The sequence below is a fragment of the Amycolatopsis cynarae genome, from assembly GCF_026802195.1.
Classification (GTDB): Bacteria; Actinomycetota; Actinomycetes; order Mycobacteriales; family Pseudonocardiaceae; genus Amycolatopsis_E; species Amycolatopsis_E rhizosphaerae.
In genome coordinates, this window is the sequence record NZ_CP113836.1 from 5633543 (window position 1) to 5656193 (window position 22651).

At 72.0% G+C, this 22651-nt stretch carries 21 protein-coding genes and 1 pseudogene; 9 read left to right on the forward strand and 13 right to left on the reverse strand.

What is annotated here, in order from left to right; translation table 11 throughout:
• The first annotated feature begins 164 nt into the window (after positions 1–164).
• The gene (locus tag ORV05_RS26990) at positions 165–1214 is read left to right on the forward strand and encodes a LacI family DNA-binding transcriptional regulator (RefSeq protein ID WP_268754804.1); all 1050 of its coding nucleotides are present in this window, start codon (positions 165–167) and stop codon (positions 1212–1214) included.
• Between the two features lie 112 nt (positions 1215–1326).
• Here the strand turns inward: ORV05_RS26990 and ORV05_RS26995 are convergent, their stop codons facing one another.
• Complete coding sequence (locus ORV05_RS26995; RefSeq protein ID WP_268754805.1) at positions 1327–1689, reverse strand: carboxymuconolactone decarboxylase family protein; 363 nt, start codon at positions 1687–1689, stop codon at positions 1327–1329.
• 235 nt (positions 1690–1924) lie between these two features.
• On the opposite strand from ORV05_RS26995, the gene ORV05_RS27000 reads away from it, so the two are divergent.
• From ORV05_RS27000 to ORV05_RS27020, 5 genes are all read left to right on the forward strand, one after another.
• Positions 1925–2086, forward strand: a complete 162-nt coding sequence (locus tag ORV05_RS27000) for a hypothetical protein (RefSeq protein WP_186382511.1) — start codon at positions 1925–1927, stop codon at positions 2084–2086.
• Between the two features lie 13 nt (positions 2087–2099).
• Positions 2100–2471 carry a hypothetical protein gene (locus ORV05_RS27005; protein WP_268754806.1) on the forward strand — a complete coding sequence of 124 codons (372 nt, stop codon included), beginning with the start codon at positions 2100–2102 and terminating at the stop codon, positions 2469–2471.
• 157 nt (positions 2472–2628) lie between these two features.
• Positions 2629–3834 carry an NAD(P)/FAD-dependent oxidoreductase gene (locus tag ORV05_RS27010; RefSeq protein ID WP_268754807.1) on the forward strand — a complete coding sequence of 402 codons (1206 nt, stop codon included), beginning with the start codon at positions 2629–2631 and terminating at the stop codon, positions 3832–3834.
• A gap of 20 nt (positions 3835–3854) precedes the next feature.
• Positions 3855–5234 (forward strand): MBL fold metallo-hydrolase, encoded by a 1380-nt coding sequence (locus ORV05_RS27015; protein ID WP_268754808.1) that lies wholly within the window; start codon positions 3855–3857, stop codon positions 5232–5234.
• A 204-nt stretch (positions 5235–5438) separates the two neighbouring features.
• Positions 5439–6116: a GNAT family N-acetyltransferase gene (locus ORV05_RS27020; protein WP_268754809.1), complete on the forward strand. Its 678-nt coding sequence runs from the start codon at positions 5439–5441 to the stop codon at positions 6114–6116.
• A 17-nt stretch (positions 6117–6133) separates the two neighbouring features.
• On the opposite strand, the gene ORV05_RS27025 is transcribed toward ORV05_RS27020, so the two are convergent.
• Positions 6134–6631 (reverse strand): MarR family winged helix-turn-helix transcriptional regulator, encoded by a 498-nt coding sequence (locus ORV05_RS27025; protein ID WP_268754811.1) that lies wholly within the window; start codon positions 6629–6631, stop codon positions 6134–6136.
• A gap of 104 nt (positions 6632–6735) precedes the next feature.
• Here ORV05_RS27025 and ORV05_RS27030 point away from each other — a divergent pair, with 104 nt between their 5' ends.
• Entirely contained in the window at positions 6736–7593 is an 858-nt protein-coding gene (locus ORV05_RS27030) for an EamA family transporter (RefSeq protein WP_268754812.1), read from the forward strand.
• Positions 7594–7599: 6 nt separating this feature from the next.
• Positions 7600–8232: an NAD(P)-dependent oxidoreductase gene (locus ORV05_RS27035; RefSeq protein WP_268754813.1), complete on the forward strand. Its 633-nt coding sequence runs from the start codon at positions 7600–7602 to the stop codon at positions 8230–8232.
• An 88-nt stretch (positions 8233–8320) separates the two neighbouring features.
• On the opposite strand, the gene ORV05_RS27040 is transcribed toward ORV05_RS27035, so the two are convergent.
• Both ORV05_RS27040 and ORV05_RS27045 read right to left on the reverse strand, forming a co-directional pair.
• Entirely contained in the window at positions 8321–9991 is a 1671-nt protein-coding gene (locus tag ORV05_RS27040) for a PhoX family protein (protein ID WP_268754814.1), read from the reverse strand.
• Positions 9992–10190: 199 nt separating this feature from the next.
• The gene (locus ORV05_RS27045) at positions 10191–10727 is read right to left on the reverse strand and encodes a helix-turn-helix domain-containing protein (RefSeq protein WP_268754815.1); all 537 of its coding nucleotides are present in this window, start codon (positions 10725–10727) and stop codon (positions 10191–10193) included.
• A gap of 64 nt (positions 10728–10791) precedes the next feature.
• Here ORV05_RS27045 and ORV05_RS27050 point away from each other — a divergent pair, with 64 nt between their 5' ends.
• On the forward strand, positions 10792–11709 hold the full coding sequence (locus ORV05_RS27050; protein ID WP_268754816.1) for an alpha/beta fold hydrolase: 918 nt from the start codon (positions 10792–10794) through the stop codon (positions 11707–11709).
• A gap of 16 nt (positions 11710–11725) precedes the next feature.
• Here the strand turns inward: ORV05_RS27050 and ORV05_RS27055 are convergent, their stop codons facing one another.
• The 9 genes and pseudogenes from ORV05_RS27055 to ORV05_RS27100 form a co-directional block, all read right to left on the reverse strand.
• Positions 11726–12343, reverse strand: a complete 618-nt coding sequence (locus ORV05_RS27055) for a TetR/AcrR family transcriptional regulator (protein WP_326938090.1) — start codon at positions 12341–12343, stop codon at positions 11726–11728.
• Positions 12297–13553 carry an NAD(P)/FAD-dependent oxidoreductase gene (locus tag ORV05_RS27060; RefSeq protein ID WP_268754817.1) on the reverse strand — a complete coding sequence of 419 codons (1257 nt, stop codon included), beginning with the start codon at positions 13551–13553 and terminating at the stop codon, positions 12297–12299. Before ORV05_RS27060 ends, ORV05_RS27055 begins: the two co-directional genes overlap by 47 nt.
• 4 nt (positions 13554–13557) lie before the next feature.
• Positions 13558–13707 (reverse strand): ferredoxin, encoded by a 150-nt coding sequence (locus ORV05_RS27065; protein WP_407652800.1) that lies wholly within the window; start codon positions 13705–13707, stop codon positions 13558–13560.
• A gap of 60 nt (positions 13708–13767) precedes the next feature.
• Positions 13768–15122: pseudogene (locus ORV05_RS27075) on the reverse strand (fatty acid desaturase).
• A 90-nt stretch (positions 15123–15212) separates the two neighbouring features.
• Positions 15213–16382 carry a VWA domain-containing protein gene (locus ORV05_RS27080; RefSeq protein WP_268754821.1) on the reverse strand — a complete coding sequence of 390 codons (1170 nt, stop codon included), beginning with the start codon at positions 16380–16382 and terminating at the stop codon, positions 15213–15215.
• 46 nt (positions 16383–16428) lie between these two features.
• Positions 16429–18699 carry a DUF5682 family protein gene (locus ORV05_RS27085; RefSeq protein WP_268754822.1) on the reverse strand — a complete coding sequence of 757 codons (2271 nt, stop codon included), beginning with the start codon at positions 18697–18699 and terminating at the stop codon, positions 16429–16431.
• Positions 18696–19781, reverse strand: coding sequence for an ATP-binding protein (locus ORV05_RS27090; RefSeq protein ID WP_268754823.1), 1086 nt, complete (start codon positions 19779–19781; stop codon positions 18696–18698). Before ORV05_RS27090 ends, ORV05_RS27085 begins: the two co-directional genes overlap by 4 nt.
• A complete protein-coding gene (locus ORV05_RS27095; protein ID WP_268754824.1) occupies positions 19778–21214 on the reverse strand; it encodes a DUF5691 domain-containing protein in 1437 nt (478 codons plus the stop codon). The genes ORV05_RS27090 and ORV05_RS27095 overlap by 4 nt, the downstream gene beginning before the upstream one ends.
• Positions 21211–22569, reverse strand: a complete 1359-nt coding sequence (locus ORV05_RS27100; protein ID WP_268754825.1) for an SWIM zinc finger family protein — start codon at positions 22567–22569, stop codon at positions 21211–21213. Before ORV05_RS27100 ends, ORV05_RS27095 begins: the two co-directional genes overlap by 4 nt.
• Between the last annotated feature and the right edge of the window lie 82 nt (positions 22570–22651).

The following is a 22651-nucleotide window of genomic DNA, read 5'->3' on the forward strand; positions in this document are numbered from 1 at the left end:
TCAGGTCAAGTAACAAAATGATAACTAGACGCTTGTGAGGCCTTTCGTGATCCACGCTACGGGAGCGAGGATTTCCCTGCTAGAGTGCCATATCAGCTGGTCAGATCGGCCATGAACCGATCTTGATGAAGGGACTGTATGCGGTTACAGAGAAGTGGCGACCGATGACGACGAGCCGGGAGATAGCGCAGCTGTGCGGGGTGTCCGTGGCCACCGTGTCCCGCGTTTTCAACCAGCCGTCCACGGTCAGCAGGCAAACCCGGGAACGGGTGGAGCGGGTGGCCAGGGAACTGGACTACCGGCCGAACGAGTCGGCACGGGCGCTGGCGTCGAAACGGTCCACTTTGGTCGGTCTGGTCTGGGACACCGACCACCGCAGGCCGGGCTGGCGCCACCCCTTCCTGCAGGACCTGCTGCTGGGGCTGAAATCGGCGCTGTCCGCGCACGGCTACCACCTGCTGATGCTGGCCACCAGCGGCGCGGAGACTGGTTCGGCGAACCTGCCCGCGGTGGGCGCCTCGCTGGCCGACCCGGTCGCCTACGTCAACATGACGCGGCGCCACCATCTCGGCGGGCTCATCCTGATCGACAGCGGCTCCGACGCGGCCGCCTTCGCCGCTTTCGCCCAGTCCGGCATCCCCTGCGTGGCCCTCGATGTCGCGATCGAGGGGCCGCGCGCGACCTACGTGACCTCCGACAACACCGATGGCGCCGAGCAGGCCGTGCGCCACCTGATCGCCGGGGGGCATCGCCGCATCGCCACCATCACCGGCCCGCCCGACAACCAGCCCGCGATCGACCGGCTCGCCGGCTACCGGCGGGCGATGGCCGAAGCGGGCCTGCCCGTACCCGAGGAGTACGTGGCGGAGGGCGATTTCTACCGGGCGAGCGGCCAGGCCGCGATGCGGCGCCTGCTGGCCCTCGGCGAACCACCCACGGCGGTCTTCGCCGCGGGCGACGAGATGGCCGTGGGCGCCCTGCTCACGGCCAGGGAAGCCGGTCTGCGGGTCCCCGGGGACGTCGCGCTCGCCGGGTTCGACGACATCGAGATCGCCGCGCTGGTCGATCCCGCGCTGACCACGGTCGCGCAGGACAAGGCCGGTTTCGGCGTCGCGGCCGCCGAAGCGATGCTCGCCATGATCAACGGCTCCGGCGGCGACACCCCGGCCCCCCGCCGCCTCCCCACCCGCCTGGTCGTCCGCTCCTCCACGTGAGCCGGGGCGGAGCCGTGAAGGGTCCCTAATGGGCGATACGACTGTGAAGGGACCCTTCACGGCTAACGCGGGCGCGACGTGACCGGAGCTCCGGTGGTGAGGGGACCGGCCGTCAGCCCGCTTCCCCGCTACCGTGCGCGGAGTAGAACTCGGTGAACGCGGCGTAGGCGCGGGCCCCGTAGACGGTGCCGGGCCCGCCGTTCATCAGGAACGTGACGCCGATGGCCTCGGCGGCTTCCTCGGGGGTCGCTCCGTGCAGGACGGCACCGCGGGCGTGAGCGGCGATGCAGCCGTCGCATTCCTTGCTCACCCCGATGGCGAGCGCGATGAGTTCCTTCGTCTTGGTGTCGAGCGCCCCGGCGGCGAGCGTCGCGTCGTGCAGTTCCCGGTATCCCTGGTACACCGCGGGAATGACCTGCCGCAGATCGTGTGTGCGCTTGCGCAGCTCCTCCTGGACCGCCTTGCCGTAGCTCATCGCGCTTCCTTCGCTGTCGCGGGTTTTCCGTCCACACCCGACTGTTCGCGGCGCCGGTCCGCTCTGCCTACGGCCGTTGGTCCATCGGTTCCGGGCCGAACGCCCCTGCCCTCAAGGTGGCCTTGATGGCGGTTGTGACCCGGAAGGCGGCCTTCAGGGCACCCGACGGCCTCCCGGCGGACCGGTATACCCCGGGGGGTACTATTGGGGCAGTTCCCGGAGGATGGAGGACAGCATGTGCCAGCGAACCACCTGTTCCCGCTGCCAGAAGCCGACCTACCGAGGCTGCGGCCGCCACGTCGAGCTGGTGCTCGCCGACGTGCCGAAGTCCAAGCGGTGCTCGTGCGCATCCGAGCCGCAGGCCCGTAGGTCCTGGTGGCCCTTCGGCCGCCGCTGAGCGCCGCCACTCGATGAGTCTCCTGCGACGCCGCATCGCGGCGCCCATCGGCGGACTGCTCGTCTTCGCCGGTTACGGCGCCGCGATCGGCGGCTTCACCCACCCGCTGCCCTGGTGGTGGTACCCCGTCTGGCTGACCGCCGCCGCGGCGTCCGGCTGGCTGCTGGGCAGTTATGTCGACCCCGGCGGCGGACTCGTGCGCGGCTGCTCGCAGTGCGCCCGCCTGGCGGTCGTCGCCGTCCCCGTCGCGGCACTGCTGGCGCGCACCGGCACCCTCGCGGCCGCGGCGTGCTCCCTCGGCATCCTCGCCTTCGGCCTGGTGCAACGGATCCGCTCCGCCGACGCGTGCACCGTTCCCGCACCGCCTCGCCGGAACCGTACTTAGGCAAGGTTTTCCTGACCCCGGAAGGACTTTCGTCCCGAAAGGCAGGTCACAGCAAAAGGGCAAACGGGACCGCTTGCACCCTCGCCGGGCCGTACGTACCGTGGATTTCATACCCCCAGGGGTACAAGCAGAGTTGCTCGCCCAAGGAGACCCCTCGATGGCACAGCCCTTCCCCACCGGCCGCATCCTCATCGTGGGTGGCGGTACCGCAGGACTCACCGTCGCCGCCCGCCTCCGGCGGGCAGGCGCGGCCGACGTCACCCTGCTCGACCCGGCCACGACGCACTACTACCAACCCTTGTGGACACTCGTCGGCGGCGGGCAGGCCGACGTACGGCGCACCGGCCGCCCCGAGGCCGGGCTGATCCCGCGGGGCGTCCGCTGGCTGCGCGAGGCCGCCGCCACGTTCGAACCCGACCGCAACCTTGTCGTCACCGCCGGTGGCCGCGAGCTGTCCTACGACGCGCTGGTGGTCGCCCCCGGCCTGCAGCTGGACTTCGACCGGGTGCCCGGACTCGAAGAAGCCCTCTCCACCGGCCCGGTCAGCTCCAACTACCGCGCCGACCTCGCCCCGCGCACCTGGGAGCTGATCCGCAACCTGCGCTCGGGCACGGCGCTGTTCACCCAGCCCGCCGGCGCGATCAAATGCGGCGGCGCACCCCAGAAGATCGCCTACCTGGCCGCCGACTACTGGCGCAAACAGGGCGTGCTCGACGACATCCGCGTCGTGTTCGTGCTGCCCGACCCGGTGATGTTCAAGGTCCCGGTGTGGGCCGACCAACTGGAGAAGGTCGCCAGGAACTACGGCATCGAGGTCCGCCGCTCCAGCGAACTGGTGTCACTGGACGGCCAGGCCCGCACGGCCGACATCGTCGACCACGCCGCCGGGACGAAGGAAACCCTGTCCTTCGACCTCGCGCACGTCGTACCGCCGCAGAGCGCGCCCGCCTTCGTCAAGGCCAGCCCCCTCGCCGATCCGGCCAACGCATCCGGCTATGTGGACGTGGACCAGTACACCTTGCGGCACAAGCGGTTCGGCAACGTGTTCGCGCTCGGCGACGTGGCGAACCTGCCCACTTCCAAGACCGGGGCGGCGATCCGCAAGCAGGCGCCGACGGTCGTGGCGAACCTGCGCGACGTGCTGTCCGGCCGGGAGCCGGAAAAGCGTTACGACGGCTACACCTCCTGCCCGGTGGTGACCGCCAGGAACCGGATGCTGCTCGCGGAGTTCGGCTACGACCTCGAACCCGCCCCGAGCATCCCGTTCATCGACACCACGAAACCGCGGCAGGACATGTGGCTGCTCAAGCGTTTCGGCCTTCCCGCCATGTACTGGCACGCCATGCTCAAGGGTCTCGTCTGACCACTTTGGAGGATCGCACCATGTTGTTCACGCAGTACTACCTCGACTGCCTTTCGCAGGCTTCCTACCTGATCGCCGACGAGGGCACCGGACGTGCCGTCATCGTCGACCCGCGCCGCGACATCTCCGAATACCTCGCGGACGCCAACGAGCGCGGGCTGCGCATCGAAGGGGTCATCAACACCCACTTCCACGCGGACTTCATCTCCGGCCACCTGGAGCTGGCGGCGCAGACCGGGGCGTGGATCGGTTACGGGCAGCGGGCCTCCGGCGCGGAGTTCCCGGTCCGCAAACTCGCCGACGGCGAGCGCATCAGCCTCGGCGACGTGACGCTGCAGATCATGGAGACCCCCGGGCACACCCCCGAGTCCATCAGCATCCTGGTCTACGAGCACGCCGGCGACGAGGTGGCCTACGGGGTGCTCACCGGGGACGCGCTGTTCATCGGCGACGTCGGCAGGCCCGACCTGCTCGCCTCGCTCGGGGTCACCGCCGACGAACTGGGCCGCATGCTCTACGACAGCGTGCAGCACAAGCTGATGGCCCTGCCCGACGACGTCCGGGTCTTCCCCGCGCACGGCGCGGGTTCCGCCTGCGGCAAGAACCTGTCCACCGAGCGGCAGTCCACCATCGGCATCCAGCGGCTGACCAACTACGCCTGCGCGCCGATGAGCGAAGACGAGTTCCTGGCACTCGTCACCGAAGGCCAGCCGTCCGCGCCCGGGTACTTCGGTTACGACGCGGTGCTCAACCGCAAGGAGCGCGGCCTGTTCGACCTGGCCGGGCACCTGCGGGCGCTGGACGCCGAGGCGTTCCTGGCGCGCAGGGCGGACGGCGCGGTCGTGCTCGACACGCGCGATCCGCAGGAGTTCGCCGCCGGGCATCTGCGCGGCTCGCTCAACGTCCCGGCCGACGGCCGGTTCGCCGAGCGGGCGGGCATGGTCCTCGAGCCGGGCAAGGACATCCTCGTGGTGGCCGCGGAGGAGAACGTCGAGGAGGTCGTCACCCGGCTGGGCCGGATCGGCCTGGACACGGTGGTGGGCTACCTGCGCGAGCCGGAAGCGGCGTTCGCCGGAATTCCCGGGGAACTCGCGCGGGCCGGCAGGCTCACCGTGACGGAACTGCGGGAGGTGCTCGGCCGGACCCCGGCGCCGGCCCTGCTCGACGTGCGCAACACCGGCGAACTGGCCGGTGGCGTGATCGAGGGCGCGCTGCACATCCCGCTCGCCGAACTTCCCCGGCGGCTCGGCGAAGTTCCGCCGGGACCGGTCGTCGTCTACTGCGCGGGCGGAACCCGGTCCTCGATCGCGGCGAGCGTGCTGCGCTCGGCGGGGCACGCCGATGTCTCCGATCTGATCGGCGGGTACGGCGCCTGGGAACAGGCCCTCGCGCACGCCTGACCGGCGCGCGCTTCCAGCCCCCGCCCGGTTCCCCCTCCCGGGCGGGGGCGCTCCCTTCGCGACGCCGTGAATTCGCCGTCCGTTCACCCTCCCGAAAGCCAGGTTTCCGGCCGGAATCCCTTGCCGCATAACGATTTGTTCCAGCCGGTTCGACAGGCGGAATATCACTTCCACCCCGGCCGGGAAGCGGCGACACTGGTCACCATGACCTCAACTGGTGGCGCCGGAGACACGCTCGGCGTGGTCTCCGACCCGCGACCGGCCGACACCCCCTGGCCGGTCATGTCCTGGCCTCCCGCGCCCGAACTGCGACTCCACGACGGGTTGGTGGAACTGACCCAGCTCGACCCCGAACGCGATACCGAAGCCCTGTTCGCGGTGCTCGACCACGATCGGGTCTGGCGCCACCTGGCCGCCCGGCCAGACAGCGCGGCGGACTACGCGAAAAGCTTCGAGCAGGCCAAGCTGGCTGGGCGGGTGCCCTGGCTCGTCCGGCTGCTCGAACCCTGTGCCGGACTGCCCGCGGGCAGCATCGTCGGCACTTCGTCCTATCTGGACGTTTCACCGCACGACGCGCGCATGGAGGTGGGCGGCACCGCCTACACCCCGGCGGTCTGGGGCACCGCGGTCAACCCGTCGGTGAAGCTGCTGCTGCTCACCCACGCATTCGAAGTGTTCGGCGCCGGCCGCGTGCAGCTCAAGACCGACGTCCGGAACGTGCGTTCCCAACGCGCCATCGCCCGGCTCGGCGCCCGGCGCGAAGGCACCCTGCGCCGCTACCAGCGCCGCGCCGACGGCAGCGTGCGCGACACGGTGCTGTTCTCCATCACCGCCGAGGACTGGCCCACCGTGCGGGCCGCGCTGCGGGACCGGATCGGCTGATCCACCGCCGGGCGCCGCTATTCGATGGTGTCGCCCAGGGATTCCAGCAGGGCGCGCAACTTGTCCGAGAGCTCGGCGCGTTCGGACTCGTCCAGCGCGCCCAGCACCCGGTGCTCGTTGGCGACGTGGTCGGGCAGGGCCCGGTCGATCAGCGCCCTGCCCTCTTCGGTGAGTTCGACGAGCACCCCTCGTCCGTCGGCCTCGTTGGGGGTGCGGCGCACCAGCCCGCGCCCCTCGAGCCGGTCGAGGCGCTGGCTGACCCCGCCCGAAGTGATCATGGTCGAGCGCATCAGCTGCTTGGGCGTGAGCCGGTGCGGCGGATCGCTGCGCCGCAGGGTCGCCAGCACGTCGAAGGAAGACCCGTCGAGCCCGTGCACCGCGAAGGTCCGGGCCAGTTCGGCGTCGACCAGCCTGGCAAGCCGTCTGATGCGCCCGATCACGCCCATGGGCGACGGGTCCAGGTCGGGACGCTGCCTTCCCCACTGCTCCAGCACGAAGTCGACGTGATCCGCCATCAGCTCAGCTTAGAGCGCGTCGACCTGCTGTGACCCACAACACGAGGCAAACTGTCTTAGCACTGAGATAGATTGTCTTAGTGTTAAGCAATCGAGGGGCCGTCGTGCTGACGACCGCGCTGGCCCCCGCGGTCTGGGGAACCACCTACCTGGTCACCACCGAACTCCTGCCGCCCGGCAGGCCGCTGCTCGCGGCGCTCGCCAGGGCCCTGCCCGCCGGAATCGTGCTCGTCGCGCTCACCCGGCGACTGCCGAGCGGGCAGTGGTGGTGGCGCTCGCTCGTCCTGGGCACGCTCAACATCGGTGCCTTCTTCGCCCTGCTCTTCATCGGGGCCTACCGGTTGCCGGGCGGGGTCGCCGCGACCATCGGCGCACTGCAGCCCCTGCTGGCCGCGGCCCTGGCCACCGGCCTGCTCGGCGAACGGATGACCCTGCGCACCACCCTCGCCGGACTCGCCGGCGTCCTCGGCGTCGGCCTGCTGGTGCTGCGGGCCACCGCCCGGCTCGACGCGCTCGGACTGGCGGCCGCGGTGGGCAGCGCACTGGTGATGGCCACCGGCGTCGTGCTCAGCAAACGGTGGCGTTCACCCGCCCCGCTGCTGGCCACCACCGGCTGGCAACTGGTCGCGGGCGGGCTCGTGCTGCTCCCGGTCACCCTGCTGGTGGAGGGACCGCCGCCCGCCACCATCACGACGGCGAACCTCACCGGGTACGCCTACCTCACCGTCGTCGGCGCGATGCTCGCCTATCCGCTGTGGTTCCGGGGAATCGGTGCGCTGCCCACCACCGGCGTCACCTTCCTCGCCCTGCTCAGCCCGGTGGTCGCGACCGCACTCGGCTGGCTCGTGCTCGGCCAGTCCCTCACCCCGCTGCAGGCGGTGGGCGCCGTCATCGTCCTCGCCGCACTCGTCGTCGCCCAGCTGAAGCCCGCCCAGCGGCGGCAACCACTCGTGGAGGTCTGAAACGTCATGCGCATCGCCGTGTTCGGAGCCGCGGGAAACGTCGGCAGCCGAGTGGTCACCGAGGCGGCCGCTCGCGGCCACGAGGTCACCGCCGTGGTGCGGAATCCCTCGCGGGCACCGGATCTGCCCGCCACGATCGTCACCGGCGACGTCTCGAACCGCCGCCGGGTCGCCGCTCTCGGCGCCGGGCACGACCTCGTCGTCACCGCCACCCGGCCCGCGCCCGGGCGGGAACCCGAACTCGTCGCCACGACCGAAGCGGTGCTCACGGGCCTGCGCGGCACCGGGATCCGCCTGCTGGTGGTCGGCGGGGCCGCCAGCCTCACCGTGCCCGGGACCGGCGGCGCGACCGTCGTCGAGGACCCGGACTTCCCGCCGGAGATGCGGGGCATCGCGCTCGCGTGCGCCCGGCAATACGAACTGTGCCTCGCCGAGCGGGAGGTGGACTGGACCTATCTCAGCCCGCCCGGCCTGCTCGAACCCGGCCCGCGGACCGGCCGGTACCGGCTGGGGCGCGACGAACTCCTTCTCGACGACGAAGGGGTTTCGGCCATCTCGATGGAGGACTTCGCGGTCGCCCTGCTCGACGAGGCCGAAAACCCGCGCCACCGCGGCATCCGCTTCACCGTCGCCTACTGAGCACCACGGTTCGCCGGAAAGCCGTGAGGGGTCCCCTCACAGTCGTATCGACTGTGAGGGGACCCCTCACGGGAATCGCGGCAAGGTGTCAGCGACGGGCCGGGAGGACTTCCCAGGTCACGTTGTCGCCGTGCTGCTGCGTCCAGAACAGCCGCCAGCCGTTCGCCAGCGGGGTGGGCACCTTGGCACCGAGGAGGCCCTGCGGCGAGGCGTCACCGTTGGACAGGTGGATACCGGTGATCTCGTTGTCCCCGTCGTTCTGGAAACCGCTATAGGCACCCAGAGCCGAGTCGAGGGTCGCGGAGGCGTCGCGGCCCTCGGCGAGGAACCGCACCGGCTGGGCGCCGTGGGCGTAGTCGGCGTTGAGGTCGAACAGGTAGCCCGAGTCCAGCAGTCCGCGCTGCGTGTGCAGGGTGTCGCCGGCGTCTTCCACGAAGGCGATGTGGTCCGCGTCGACGAAGGTCACGTTGTCCAGCCCGGAGTGCTCCTTGTCCCCGTTGTACACCAGGGAAAGCGTGCCGGTGTCGGCCTTCGGGTCGGTCTGGGCCAGCTTGAGCACACCGCCCCAGCCACCGAAACCGTTGTTCGCCGTGGAGTCGGTGTTGGTGTCACCGGTCTCGTCGAAGTAGAACTCGCGGAAACCGGTGCCCGGGCGGAACTGGCCGTTCTCCGGACGCTTGAACGGGGTCGCCTTCGCCGCCTTCGCCAGCGCGTTGGCGTCGAACGCCTGCCCCGAGGGGTCGGTGGCGGTGTCGTGCAGCGTCACCCAGCGCGTGGTGAACGTCTTGCCGTAGGTGTGCAGGTCCTTCATGTCGTCGGTGAAGGCACCGCCGGTCGGGTGCGCCGCGTCGATGCCCTGGAAGGCGATCGGCGTTCCGGTGCGGGCGGAGACCACCTGCAGGGCCTGCAGCTTGCCGTGCTTGAGGTCGCCCTTTTCGGCGGGCACGAAACGGTACACGAAGCTGTTGGGCAGCTTGGCCTTGTCGCCGGGCACGGTGGTGCCGCCGGAGTCCTCGACCAGCCACACGTTGCCCGCCGAGTCGTTCTGGACGCCCTCGTAACCCGCGCGCCCCAGCGCCGCCGAGATGTCCTCGACCTGCGCGTTGGGACCGGTGGTGGACTGCCACACGCCGCCGGCGTTGCCGTTCTCCGCGGTGAACAGCAGGCGCTGCGCCCACGGGTCCCAGGTGGAGCCGTCGAAGGTCGGCAGCGCGGTGCCGTCGGTGGTGGTCGTGGCCAGCAGCGTGACCCGGTGCGCGGCGTCGGCGTCCAGGTTGATCCGGGTGATGTACCCGGACTTGCCCATTTCGTGGCCCTGGAACAGGAAGTGCGTGCCGTAGTCGTAGTGCGGGTCGGCACCGCGCTGGCCGCGCAGCACGAGGTAGGTGTTCTTGTCGGGCTCGGTCTTCGAGGCCTCGACCTGGTGTCCCTTGGCGGGCAGGTCGCCGGGCGCGGCCACGAACGGGCCGTCACCGCGGTAACCGTAGTACGGCACGTCGGCGGTGCCGTTCTCCAGCTTGAGCGAGCCCTGCGCGACGGCCTGCTCCGCCAGTTCCGGCGAAAGGACGTTGGGGGCGCTCATCCCGGTGGCCTTCGCGTTGGCCGCGACCCCGGTCAGCGCGAGACGGAAAGCGTCGTCACCGTCGTGGCCGTGCCTGTCCTGCGCGAACGCTCCGGCGGCCACCACCCCGCCCAGGGCCACCGAGCCCGCCACCCCGATGATCCCCGCGCGGGTGACCATGCGCCTGTTGAATCTCATCGACCGGTGCCTCCAGAGAACGAAACGGAAAAACCAAACAGGCGCATTCAAATCCGGCCAAGACACGCGAACGGGACCCCGTGGTGACAAGTCCGCGTACAGCGGTGGAACAAATCGTGTAGTCAGAAAAGAAACCGACCAACAGCACGGTTGGTGAAGACATGGCGAACATCCGGACGAATCGGATGCCACCGGTTTTCTACCGGATCTCTTCCTCGATCGGGAAGAGGATCGGGCTGAGCAGGTACTGCGCGCGGCCCGGCACCGGCTCGTTGCCCAGCCGGGGAACGATCGCGGCGCGCAACTCGGCGATGAGCGCGGCGAGCTCCTCGCCGTCCAGCCAGAGCGCGTGCTGCCGGTAACCCACCGAGTCGGCGACGGGATCCGAGGATTCCCGGTCGAGATAGGCGCCGAACTCCGCGATCAGGATCGCCATCGCGGCGGCGAACACCCGGCGATGCTCCTCCTTGGACACCGAGGCCACGGCCTCGTCGCCGATCACCGCGCGCTCCCGCCTCAGCCGGTAGTGCCGCTCGACCGCACCGTGCACGCGCTGCTCGGCGGCGACCTCCAGGACACCGGCGTCGGCGAGACGGCCGACGTGCCGGTACACCGTCGCCTTCGACACGTCGTGCATCCGCGAGCTCAGCTCGGCCGTGGTGAGTGCACGCCCGCCGGACAGCGCGTGCACGATGCGCAGCCGCACCGGATGCACCAGCAGCTTCAACGAATCCACGCCAAGATGTTCTCACATCTGCTACCGTTCGCAAAGTTGCGAATACAGCTGGAGGGAAGCCATGATGTCCACCCCGATACCGGTGACCGCGATCGACGAGGAACCACCACTGGGGAAGCGATACCCGGCCCGAGGACGGCGGTTGTGGCTGCACCGCTCGGGGGAAGGCGGGCCGAGCGTCGTGTTCCTGCCCGGCGCGGGCCTGTTCGGCCTGCATTTCCTGAACGTGCAGGAAAAGACGGCGAAACTGACCACGAGCGTGCTCTACGACCGCGGCGGCACCGGATGGAGCGAGCCGGTCGCCCTGCCGCGCAGCGCGGAGGACGTCGCCACCGAACTCCGCGAACTACTGCGGGCCGCCGCCGTACCCGCGCCCTACGTCCTGGCCGGGCACTCACTGGGCGCGTTCTACGCCCGCCGCTTCGCGCAACTCTTCCCGGGGGAGGTGGCCGCACTGCTCCTGCTCGACCCCGGGCATGAGGACATCTTCGACTTCATGCCGCCCGAAGCCGCGGAGCTGAACGAGAAGATGAAGCCGGACCTCGCGACGCTTCCGGAACCGACCACCGAACAGTTCGAGGCCTCCCGCGCGGCGCTGGACGGCGTGTTCGCGGAGTGGCCGGAGGCGGTGCGCGAGCCCCTGATCACCGCGCAACTCGCCGCCTGGCGCACCGCGGTCCTGGAAACGCTGAACTTCGAGAGCGAACTCTACGACGAGTTGCGGGGCGGCGGGGGCCTTCCCGATGTCCCGCTGATCGTCTACACGGCGATGGGCCGAAACCCCTACTGGGCGCAGTTCGCCTCCGGGGAGCTGGAACAGGCCCTCCACCAAGGGATCCACCGGATGCACGCCGCCATCGCCGCCTCCGTTCCCCGCGGCGAGCAGCGCGTCCTCGCCGACGCGCCGCACCAGTTCCTCCACGTGAAGCACGCGGACGAGATCGTCCAAGCCGTCACCGACCTGCTGCACCAGTCGGCCTGACGGGGGCGGCCGGGGGTCAGGCGGTGGTGCCCAGGATCCGGGCGGCGATCATCGCGATGTCGGCGCTGGAGCGCTCCGGGGTGTCGCTGGGCCGCATGACGTGGCTGAGCACGGCCCGGACCAGCAGGTCCGTCGCCGCTTCGAGTTCGTGGTCGGACAGCGGCACGGTGTAGGCCGTGAGCCGGTCGCGCACCACCGCCTTCGCCGTCGCGATCAGCGCCTGGGACTGGGTGGTCAGCAACGGCAGCAGATCGTTGTCGCTGCCGTGCGAAGCACTCACCACGGCCCGCAGCAGCGGATTGTCCCCGGCGAACTCGAGGACGTTGCGGCAGGCCTCGCGGATCGCGGCCACCACGTCGCCCGGATTCCGCTCGAACGCGCTTTCCACCAGGACGAGGAAGTTGCGCAGTTCGGCGAGCACCATCTCCTCGGCGAGCTTCTGTTTCGAGCCGATCTCGTTGTAGACGGTCTGCCTGCTGACACCGATCATGTCGGCCAGCTGCCCCATCCGCACCGACGACCACCCGGTCTCGCAGGTCACCTTCGCGGCGGCCCGCACGATCTGCGCCCGCAACGGAACGGCGGTCTCACCGCCGCCCAGTGCCCGGACGGTCGTGGTGAACTGGCTGGTCACTGCTGGTCTCGTGCTTCTTCCCGGTCGGTGTGCCCGTCCACTCGTCCCGCTCGACGATGCGACGGCGATACTTCATGATGTCACGCGGCCGGTCGACGGTCAGCGCCCCGACGATCCGGTCCCCGCGCCGGTACAGCGCGGCGAACCCCTTCCGCTCGGGCTCGGCTGTGCACACCTCGTCCGCGACCGGGGTGCCGACGAACTGCAGGCGATGCCCGTACCAGTCGGACCAGAAGTAGGGCACCGAGTCCAGCGGCCGCGCCGAAGCCGGGTCGAGCGCGTGCCGCGCCGCCGCGGCCCCCTGCTCCGCCGCGTTCGTCCAGTGTTCCAGGCGCATCAGGTCCCCGTCGAAGAGCGGGTTCACCGCGTGCGCGACGTCCCCCGCCGCGTACACGCCCGGCGCCCCCGTCCACAGGGTCGCGTCGCACACCACTCCCCCGTCGCGCTCGTGCAGCCGCAGCCCGCTGCCGTGCAGCCAGCCGGTCGCGGGGAGCGCGCCGATCCCGGCCACGACGAGGTCGGCGGGCAGCATCGTCCCCTCGTCGAGCCGGACCCCGGTCACCCGCCCGTTCTCGGCTTCGATGCCCGCCACGCCGGTGCCGAGCCGCAGATCCGTGCCGCCCGCCCGGTGCAGTTCGGCGCACACGGTTCCGGCCACCGGCCCGATCGACCGGGTCAGCGGCAGTTCGAGCGCCTCCACCACGGTCACGGCCAGGCCGCGCTTCCTCGCCGCCGACGCCACCTCGGAGCCGATGAACCCGGCCCCGATCACCACCGTCCGGGCACCGGCGTCCAGTGCCGCCCGGATCGCCACCGCATCGGAGACCGTGCGCAACGCGTGCACGCCCGCGATGCCCTCCCCGGGCGGGAAGGGGCGCGGGCCCGCGCCCGTGGCGATCACCAGCGCGTCGTAGGGCACCGGGCGCCCGCCGACGACGACCTCCCGTTCCGCGAGGTCGAGCGCCTCGGCCGGGGTACCGAGCCGCAACTCCACGCCCAGTTCCCCGGTGAGTTCGTCCGCATCCCGGAACGGGGTCGCGACGCCGTCGTGACCCGCGTCCAGGAACGCCTTCGACAGGGGCGGCCGGTCGTACGGAAGGTGCTCCTCCGCGCCGACGAGGGTGATCCGGCCGGTGAACCCGGTGCGCCGGGCCGATTCCACCGCGCGCAGCCCGGCGAGCGAGGCGCCCACCACGACCAGTCGCTCCACGCCGTCAGTCCTTCAGGCTCAGGGCCAGCACCGGGCAGGCGTCCACCGCCGCGGCGAGTTCGGTGCGGTGTTCCTCGCCCGGGTTCTCGTCCAGCACGACCATCGTGCCGTCGTCCTGAACCTCGAAGAACTCGTGCGCCATCGCCTCGCACATGCCCAGGCCCTCGCATTTGGCCCGGTCCACCACGATCTTCACGTCATCGCCTCCGCTCGGTCACGCTTCGGGCTCGAAATCGATCTTTTCCCGCACTCCGCAGTCCGGGCAGCACCAGTCGTCGGGCACCTCGTCCCAGGGTGTGCCCGCGGGGAAGCCTTCGCGCGGCTCCCCGGTGGTCTCGTCGTAGCGGTACTCGCAGCCGGGACAGAGGTACGCGCTCACGCCGCCCTCCCCGTCGCGTAGCGCGCGAGCACCTTCTCCCGCTTGCGCGGGGAAATGTTGGCGCGGCTGATGTCGCCGTCGAAGTGCGCCAGCACGCGAGGGTCCATCACCTTGCGCCACAACGGCGGGAACAGCGCGAGCACGATCATCCCCGCGTAGCCGGTGGGCAGCACCGGGGACTCCTCGAAGTCCCGCAACGTCTGGTACCGGCGCGTCGGATTGGCGTGGTGGTCGCTGTGCCGCTGCAGGTGGTAGAGGAGCACGTTCGTCGCGATGTTGTTGGAGTTCCAGCTGTGGGACGGGTCCACCCGCTCGTAGCGGCCCGTGCCGTCCGGCCCGGTCCGGCGGCGCAGCATCCCGTAGTGCTCCATGTAGTTGACCACTTCGAGCAGGGAGAAACCGATCACGGCCTGAATCGCCAGATAGGGCAGGATGCCCACGCCGAACACCGCGACCATCACGGCCCACAGCACCGCCGACATCAGCCACGCGTTGAGCACGTCGTTGCCGAGCCGGAACGGATGCCGGCCGCGGCGCGCGTAGCGCTTCTTCTCCAGGCCCCACGCGCTCTTGAGCGAACCCCAGACCGTGCGCGGCCAGAACTGGTAGAAGTTCTCGCCCACCCGGCTGCTCGCCGGGTCTTCGGGGGTGGCGACGCGGACGTGGTGCCCGCGGTTGTGCTCGATGTAGAAGTGCCCGTAGAAGCTTTGCGCCAGCGCGATCTTGGACAGCCAGCGCTCGTGGCTTTCCTTCTTGTGGCCGAGTTCGTGGGCGGTGTTGATGCCGATACCGCCGATGCAGCCGATGGAGACGGCCAGGCCCACCTTGTCGGCCACGGACAGCCCACCGTGCGTGATCACCCAGAACGCCGCGACGAACCCGGCGTACTGGATGGGCAGGAACAGGTAGGTGATCCAGCGGTAGTACCTGTCCTGCTCCAGCGCCTCGATCACGTCGTCCGGCGGGTTGGCCCGGTCGAGGCCGACGAGCAGGTCGATGGCCGGAACGACCACCAGGATCACCACCGGTCCGATCCAGTACCAGATCCCCCAGCCGGTGAGCTGGTGCATGCCCAGCGCCACGAAGGCGAGCGAAGGCACGACCAGGCCGATGAGCCAGAGATACCGCTTCCTGTCCCGCCACTGTTCGGTCGACCCCGCTGGGATCGTCCCGGATGAGACCGCCGTCACCACGTCCTCCTCGCTGAGTCGCTTTACAAAAAGATAGACACTGTAAAGAGACTTTGACAAGAAGGAGTTTTTTGTAAAGCTCCGTCGCGGTCAGGAGGACTCGACGTGCGCCGACACCCAGTGGTTCAGATCGCGGCGGAGGATGGCCGCCGCCATCAGGTCCGGGAACAGGTCCGGGGTGCAGGCGAAGGCTGGCACCCCGAGCGCGTGCAGTGCGGCGGCGTTGTCGTGGTCGTAGGCGGGCGCGCCGGAGTCGGACAGCGCGAGCAGCGCCACCACCTGCACCCCGGACTCGACCAGCGCACGGGCCCGGCTCAGCAACTGCTCGCGGACCCCGCCCTCGTACAGATCGCTGATCAGCACCAGCACGGTTTCCGACGGCCTGGTGATCTGGGACTGGCAGTAGGCCAGCGCCCGGTTGATGTCCGTGCCCCCGCCCAGCTGCGTGCCGAACAGCACCTCCACCGGATCGTCGAGCCGGTCGCTGAGGTCCACCACCGCGGTGTCGAAGGCGACCAGCCGCGTCCGCAGCGTGCGCATCGAGGCCAGCACCGCGCCGAACAACCCGGCGTAGACCACCGACTCCGCCATCGAACCGGACTGGTCGATGGCGAGCACGATCTCGCGCTGCACCTGCCGCTGCCGCCGCCCGTACCCGATCACCCGCTCCGGGATGATCGTGCCCAGTTCCGGCGAGTAGTGCCGCAGGTTCGCCCGGATCGTGCGGTCCCAGTCGATGTCGCCGTGGCGCGGCCGCCGCGTCCGGGCGGCCCGGTTCAGCGCCCCGGTGACCGCGGCCCGCATCCGCTCCCCCAGCCGCGCCTCCAGCCGTTCGACCACGGTGCGCACCACCTGGCGCGCCGTCTGCCTGGTCTGCTCCGGCAGCACCGCGTTGAGCGACAGCAGCGTGCCGACCAGGTGGACGTCCGGCTCGACGGCGGCCAGCAGTTCCGGCTCCAGCAGCATCCGTTCCAGGCCGAGCCGGTCCAGCGCGTCCCGCTGCAGCACCCGGACGACGGTGTTCGGGAAGTACCGGCGGATGTCCCCCAGCCAGCGCGCCACCTTCGGTGCCGAACCGCCGAGCCCGGCGCCACGCCGGGCCCCGTCCCCGCCACCGTCGGCGTCGTAGAGCGCGGCCAGCGCGCCGTCGAGCGCGCCGTCCGCGGCCGACAGTGCGACGCCGGTTCCGTCGGCCGCACCGTCGGCGCCGCCGCCCAGTACCAGCCGCCAACGGCGCAGCCGCTCCGCTTCCCCGATCATGCCTGCCCTCCCGGTCCCGGAACTGTCCTCAAGCGACAACATGCGGTCATCCCGGTACCCCCAGCAGCGCGGCGACCACCGGCAGCGCGGCCTCGGCCCGGACGGCGTCGATCGGGTCCTCCCCCGGCCCGCCCGCGGGGCCGCCGGGGGCGGCGGTGGCGGATCCGCCACCGCTGCGCAGGCCAGCGGCCCGCTCCCCGATGGTCCGGCGTTCCGGCCCGGCGAAGGCGCCGAACGTGCGCCGCAGCAGCGGAAGCACCTCGGTGAACCGCTCCGGCGGGATCGCCGACAGCCAGTCGTCGACCAGCCTGAGCAACCGGAGGTCATGGATCAGCAGGACCGCGCCACCCGTGAAGAAGCCTTCCACGTACCCGGCCGCCCGCTCCGGCTCGACGCCCGGCGTCAGCGCCCGGCCGAGCCGCAACGCCACCTCCGGCACCGCCAGCCGCTCCGCGTCCAGCAGGAGCCGGGTCAGCCGTCCGGCGAGCAGCGGTGACAGCCCGTCCTGACCGGCCAGCCGGGACACCGCGTCGAGCCAGCGGTCCCGCGCGTCGCCGGGCAGCAGCCCGGACGCCTCGTGCACCCCTTGCACCAGTTCGATCAGCCTGGCGGTGGCGTCGTCGTCCAGGCCGCGGGCGGCGGTGGTGAGTCCCGCGCAGATCCTGGCGAGCAGATGCCCGGCGACCGAGCGCACGGCGGCGGTGTCGGTCCCCCGGACGTCGCCGTACCGCCCTGCCCTGGCCAGCGCGGGCAGGGCCGCCATCAACTGCGCCACATCGGCGCCACCGGCCGCCAAAGTGTCCACAGCGGACAGTACTTCGGGCAGGGCGCCGGGCAGCCCCGCCACCAGGCAGCTCTCCACCGCACCGGTGGCCTCCGCCAGTGCCTTCGCCTCGGCCGCCTGCCGACGCACCACACCGGTCGCCGCGGCGAGCACCGTCGTGCCGTGCCGGCCCGCCACCACGAGATCCACCTCGAACTCCGGGCGCCAGCACAGCGACCAGCTTTCCCGGAAGGAGCCCGTGCCGCGGCGGGCCGCGGGCGCGGGCACTCCCCACGGCACGCCGAGCACGGCCAGCCGGTGCAGCAACCGCGACCGCTCGGCGTCAGTCTCCTTGCGCAGGTCGAGCTCCAGTTCCCGGTGCAACGCGTCCCGTTTCAGGCGCAGCCGCCGGGCGATCGCGAGCAGATCGGCCACCAGCGGCGACTGTGGCACCCCGGCGGGCACCTCGCCGAGCCGCTCCCCCACCACGAGGCGGCGGGTCACCAGGTCGAGCAGCACGTCATTGCCGCCGCAGAGCACCGACCTGGTCGCCTCGGTGACCTCGGCCAGACCGGGCAGCGGCCGGTCCCGCAGCGCGGCCAGCGCCTCGGCGAGGCGAACCGCCTCGATCACGTGTGCGGAGGAAACCGGCAGGTCCTCCTCCCGCAGCACCCTCGCCACCCGGGTCAGCCAGTGGGCGGTCACCTGCCCGGTGGTGCCGAACAGGTGGTCGTACCAGCCCGGCGAGCTCACCCCCGCGCCGTACCCGCCCGCACGGGCCAGCCTGCCGTGCGTCCACGGCACCCAGGTGCAGGCGACCTTGTGCTTCGGCAGTTCGCGCAGCAGCGCGCGGTCCGCGGTGGCCGGGGGCAGGGGCCCGGTCAGCGCCGGGACGTGCCAGGCCCCGCAGACCACCGCGATCGTGCCGAACCCGGCCTTCATCGCCTTGCGCAGCACGGTGCGCATGTAGGCCTCGCGCCGCGCCTCGAACAGCCGCTCCGGCGCCGGCTCCTCCGCACCGGAACCGTCCGATGTGGACGGATCCCGCAGGGCCCGCATGGCCTCGGCGATCACCTCGAACGGCGAGGCGCCCTCGATCCGGTGCTCGACGATCTCGTCCCACCAGCGTTCCGGATCGTCGTAACCGCCCGCCGCGGCCAGTCCGGCCAGCGGATCGGCGGACAGGCCCGCCCGCTGGGCCGGTTCGCAGGCGAGCTGGTGCGCCGCGGGCAGGTCGCAGAACCACACCGGCACCGCGGCCTCCACGGCGTACCGGATCGCCTGCCACTCGGGACTGAACACCGCGAACGGCCAGAAAGCAGCACGCGAGGGATCTTCGGTGGCGTAGGCGAGCAGTGCGACCGGCGGCCGCAGCGCGGGATCGGCGGCCGCCGGGAGCACCGCCTCCGCCTCCGGCGGCCCCTCGATCAGCACCACGTCGGGCCGCAGCTCACGCAGGCGGGCAGCCACCGCACGGGCCGAACCGGGGCCGTGGTGGCGGATGCCGAGCAGCTCCACCACCGGCCGCGGCGCCGCCGCAGTCCGGCCGCTCATCCCGCGAGTTCCCTGCAGGCCCGGTAGAAGTCGGCCCAGTCGTCGCGCTCACGCACCACCGTCTCGAGGTACTCCGAGAACACCACCCGGTCGGCCACCGGATCCTTCACCACCGCGCCAAGGAGCCCCGCCGCGACGTCGTGCGGACGCAGCACGCCGTCGCCGAAGTGGGCCGCCAGCGCGAGCCCGCCGGTGACGACGCTGATCGCCTCGGCCGTGGACAGCGTGCCGGACGGCGATTTCACCGCGGTGCGCCCGTCCTCGGTGCGGCCGGCTCTCAGCTCGCGGAACACGGTGACCACCCGGCGGATCTCGGCCAGCCCGGCGTCCGGCACCGGCAGCGCCAGCGACCGGCCCAGCTCGCCGACCCGCCGCGCCACGATGGCGACCTCGTCGTCCACCGAGTCGGGCAGTGGCAGCACGACCGTGTTGAACCGGCGGCGCAGCGCGCTGGACAGCTCGTTGACGCCCTTGTCCCGGTCGTTGGCGGTGGCGATCACGCTGAACCCCGGCCGGGCCTGGACGTGCAGGCCGAGCTCCGGCACCGGCAGCGTCTTCTCGGACAGGATGGTGATCAGGCTGTCCTGCACGTCGGCCGGTACGCGGGTCAGCTCCTCGACGCGCGCCACCTTGCCGTCGGCCATCGCCCGGTACACCGGGCCGGGCACCAGCGCCTTCTCACTCGGCCCCTCCGCGATCAGCCGCGCGTAGTTCCAGCCGTAGCGGATGGTCTCCTCGCCGGTGCCCGCCGTGCCCTGCACGACCAGGGTGGAATCGCCGCTGATCGCCGCCGCGAGATGCTCCGAGACCCAGGTCTTCGCCGTGCCCGGCACGCCGAGCAGCAACAGGGCGCGGTCGGTGGCGAGGGTGGCCACCGCCACCTCGATCAGCCGCCGCGGCCCGAGGTACTTCGGGGTGATCACGGTGCCGTCCGGCAGGGTGCCGCCGAGCAGGTAGCGCACCACTGCCCAGGGCGACAGCCGCCACGACGGCGGGCGCTCCCGATCGTCGTCGGCGGCCAGCGCGGCCAGCTCGTGCGCGTACGCCTGCTCGGCGAAGGGGCGCAGCACGGTCTCGGTCATGACAACTCCTCGTACATTTCGCGGCGGAAGCGCAGGGTGGTGATCAGGCGGGGGAACCAGGGGGCGGCCTTCTCGGGCGGGCGCGGGATTCCTGGATGGGTGAGCGAGCCCGCACCCACGGCGCGGGCGGCCTGGCCCGCGAGCACGCCGAGGGTCTCGTCTGCGGCATGGGCGGTGAGCCGGCCGAGCACCAGGTCCCCGACTTCGGCGGGCCACGGCGCGGGCAGGCCGCAGACGGCCGCGTTCAGCGCGTCGCCAGCGCGCCGGTCCCACAGTCCGGCCAGCGCGGCGGCCCATTCGCCCCGCGGCAGGACGGCGATCAGCTCGGGGACGGCCTTCGACGGAACCGGCGGCTTGGCGGCGAGCAGCGCGCGTGCCCATTCCTGGTCCCGCTGCCTGCCCGCCGCCTCGGCCAGTCCCGCACGGAACGGCTCGGCGACCGCCGCCCCGGCCAACGGACGGCGCAGCAGTTCATCCGGTCCGGAGGCGAAGGCGGACCAGAACGACAGCGGCGTGGCGGCCACGATCTGCCGGAACCACCAGGCGCGCCGCCCGGTGGCCCGTGGCGCCTCGGCACGCACCCCGTCCCGGAGCATCGGGCCGTCGCACTCACCCGGCAGCGACAGCCGCAGCGCGTCCCCCTCGACGGTGACGAGCGCGGCGGCCCGCTCCGCCATGCGGGCGGCCAGCCGCGAACCGGGCAGCCGGGCCAGCAGATCGGCGGCGAGCCGCCGCACGTCCACCGCCCGATCGTCCAAAGCGGACTCCAGAAAATCCTCGTCCGCCGGGGAAAGCCCGTCCGCCAGCACGGCGAGGAACTCGGCACGCCGGGCGGCGGGCTCGGCGGCCCAGACCCGCGCCAGCGCCTCCCGTGCCGCGGCGGGATCGGACCGGCGCAGCTCCGCCAGCCAGGTCCGGCGCGCCGCCGGGGCACCGAGGCGCCACACGTCCGGCCCGGTGTCCGCGCCGGCCAGGAACGCCCATTCCGGAACCAGCGCGGCGAGCCACGGGCCGCGGGGCCCGGACGCGGCGGCCGCCGCGTCCCGCAGCGAGGGCCGGGACCGCGCCAGCCCGGCGAGTGCGGGCAGGCGCTCCGGTGGCACCCGCAGCCCCCGCGCGGCCACCGCGCGGAGCCATTCCGGCAGCACCTCGCCCTGTTCACCGGCGAGCAGCCGGTCGAGCCTGCGCACCGCGGCGGGCCCGGCGAGCGGACGTTCGTCCGCCGGTGCCGGCGCCGGGGGCGCCACGGCCGGCAGCGGTACGGCACCGGCTCGCCGGTACACGGTCAGCGCGGCGGCCGCGGACAGCAGTTCCCGCGCCGGATCCTCACCGCGGGCCAGTTTCCCCACCGCGGCGGGCAGCGCGGCCAGCTCGGCGGGACGACGCCGCGTACCCAGCAGAGCGGCGCTGACCAGCCCCTCCCATCCGGTCACAGGACCACCGCCCGATCCCCGTCCCAGCAGCACATCGGCCGGGCCCCGGCCGGGGACCACTCCGCCGCCACCGTCAGCGGCCGTCCCCCCGAAACCGCCACCAGCGGCCAGGGGTCGGCCGAGGCGTGCAGCGGCAGCGCGCCAGCGGAATCCGAGAGCACCCAGCCGTCCTGCGTGGCGACCGGCACGACCCCGGCCAGGAGCACCGGCCAGCGGTCCACCCACGGGTCCTCTGCCAGCACCGCGCCGTACCGCGCGAGCGCGGCCGCAACCGGTTCGCCCTCGGGCCGGGGCGACGCCGTGGCCTCGTCGCGCTCGGCGACGACCACCCGCTGCGCGCCCGCCCCCGGATACCGCGCGAGCGTGGCGGGCACCAGCGTGCCCGGCCACAGCGAGGCGTCCAGCGGGCGGCCGGGCGTCGCGAAGGACAACACCATCGTGGTCCGGCCGCTTTCCGTGCCGCGCAACCACACCGTCCTGCCCGCCACCTTCTCGCCCGGCTCGTCGCGGAAACCCAGCACCAGCCAGGTATCGGTACTGCGCTCGCCGTTCGTGAGCACCTCGGCGGTCTCGGTCGGATAGCCAAGGCGTGCCCGCACCGTGGCGGCCAGCGGCGGGGGCAGTTCGGCCAGCCGCGCCTGCGCACCGGCCAGCAGGCAGGTCAGGGAAAGCTCCTCCAGCAACCGGTCCGGCCAGTCCCGGCCCCGCCCCGCCAGCCGCGCCGCGCGGCGCACGCGTTCGGCCAGTCCCGGCGCCTGCGCGTCCACCATCCGCGCCGCCGCCGACTCCAGTGGCGCGGTGCCCGACCGGGGCAGCCCGGCCAGGCCCTCCCGGATCAGGTCCGCCAGCCATCCGGTGAGCTCGGCGGCCCCGGCGGAGACCCGCTCGTCGCGGCGGTCCCGGCGCCGCTGCGCGGCCAGCGGGTCACCCCGCTTCGCGGGCTCGGCCGCCCGCACCGCCGCCCGCTCGGCGCGGGCGGCCCGCTCAGCCAGCCAGGTGCCCGCCCAGTCCGGTTCCCCGGCCGAAACGAGTTCGCCCGCCGACCACCGCAGCAGCAGCCCCAGCGCGTGTTTGCAGGGAAACTTCCGGCTCGGGCAGGAACAGCGGAACGCGGGCCCGGCGAACTCGACGCACACCTGGTACGGCTTCTTGCCGCTGCCCTGGCACTCGCCCCACACCGCGCGCTCCGAGCAGCCGGACACCGGCCACTTCGCCGCCGAAGCCTGCCCCCGCCCGGCCTTGGCCGAGGCGGCGTCGGGCGCCAGCGCGAGGACCTGCTCGGTGCTCAACGTCATGACGGGTTCGACCCTGCCCTTTCCGGGTTCGAAGTGTTCGAAGGAGACGCCGCGGAGCATGACAGCACCCACCGACAAAACCGGGCGGCCGCCGATCCGGCACCGCCACCCGTCACGGTCTTCGCCCTGCCGGTCCACGGGT

Coding starts and splice junctions, on each gene's coding strand:
- ORV05_RS26990 (WP_268754804.1), top strand. CDS start 165: ATGACGACGAGCCGGGAGATAGCGCAGCTGTGCGGGGTGTCCGTGGCC.
- ORV05_RS26995 (WP_268754805.1), bottom strand. CDS start 1,689: ATGAGCTACGGCAAGGCGGTCCAGGAGGAGCTGCGCAAGCGCACACAC.
- ORV05_RS27000 (WP_186382511.1), top strand. CDS start 1,925: ATGTGCCAGCGAACCACCTGTTCCCGCTGCCAGAAGCCGACCTACCGA.
- ORV05_RS27005 (WP_268754806.1), top strand. CDS start 2,100: ATGAGTCTCCTGCGACGCCGCATCGCGGCGCCCATCGGCGGACTGCTC.
- ORV05_RS27010 (WP_268754807.1), top strand. CDS start 2,629: ATGGCACAGCCCTTCCCCACCGGCCGCATCCTCATCGTGGGTGGCGGT.
- ORV05_RS27015 (WP_268754808.1), top strand. CDS start 3,855: ATGTTGTTCACGCAGTACTACCTCGACTGCCTTTCGCAGGCTTCCTAC.
- ORV05_RS27020 (WP_268754809.1), top strand. CDS start 5,439: ATGACCTCAACTGGTGGCGCCGGAGACACGCTCGGCGTGGTCTCCGAC.
- ORV05_RS27025 (WP_268754811.1), bottom strand. CDS start 6,631: ATGGCGGATCACGTCGACTTCGTGCTGGAGCAGTGGGGAAGGCAGCGT.
- ORV05_RS27035 (WP_268754813.1), top strand. CDS start 7,600: ATGCGCATCGCCGTGTTCGGAGCCGCGGGAAACGTCGGCAGCCGAGTG.
- ORV05_RS27040 (WP_268754814.1), bottom strand. CDS start 9,991: ATGAGATTCAACAGGCGCATGGTCACCCGCGCGGGGATCATCGGGGTG.
- ORV05_RS27050 (WP_268754816.1), top strand. CDS start 10,792: ATGTCCACCCCGATACCGGTGACCGCGATCGACGAGGAACCACCACTG.
- ORV05_RS27065 (WP_407652800.1), bottom strand. CDS start 13,707: ATGTGCGAGGCGATGGCGCACGAGTTCTTCGAGGTTCAGGACGACGGC.
- ORV05_RS27080 (WP_268754821.1), bottom strand. CDS start 16,382: ATGATCGGGGAAGCGGAGCGGCTGCGCCGTTGGCGGCTGGTACTGGGC.
- ORV05_RS27085 (WP_268754822.1), bottom strand. CDS start 18,699: ATGAGCGGCCGGACTGCGGCGGCGCCGCGGCCGGTGGTGGAGCTGCTC.
- ORV05_RS27090 (WP_268754823.1), bottom strand. CDS start 19,781: ATGACCGAGACCGTGCTGCGCCCCTTCGCCGAGCAGGCGTACGCGCAC.
- ORV05_RS27100 (WP_268754825.1), bottom strand. CDS start 22,569: ATGCTCCGCGGCGTCTCCTTCGAACACTTCGAACCCGGAAAGGGCAGG.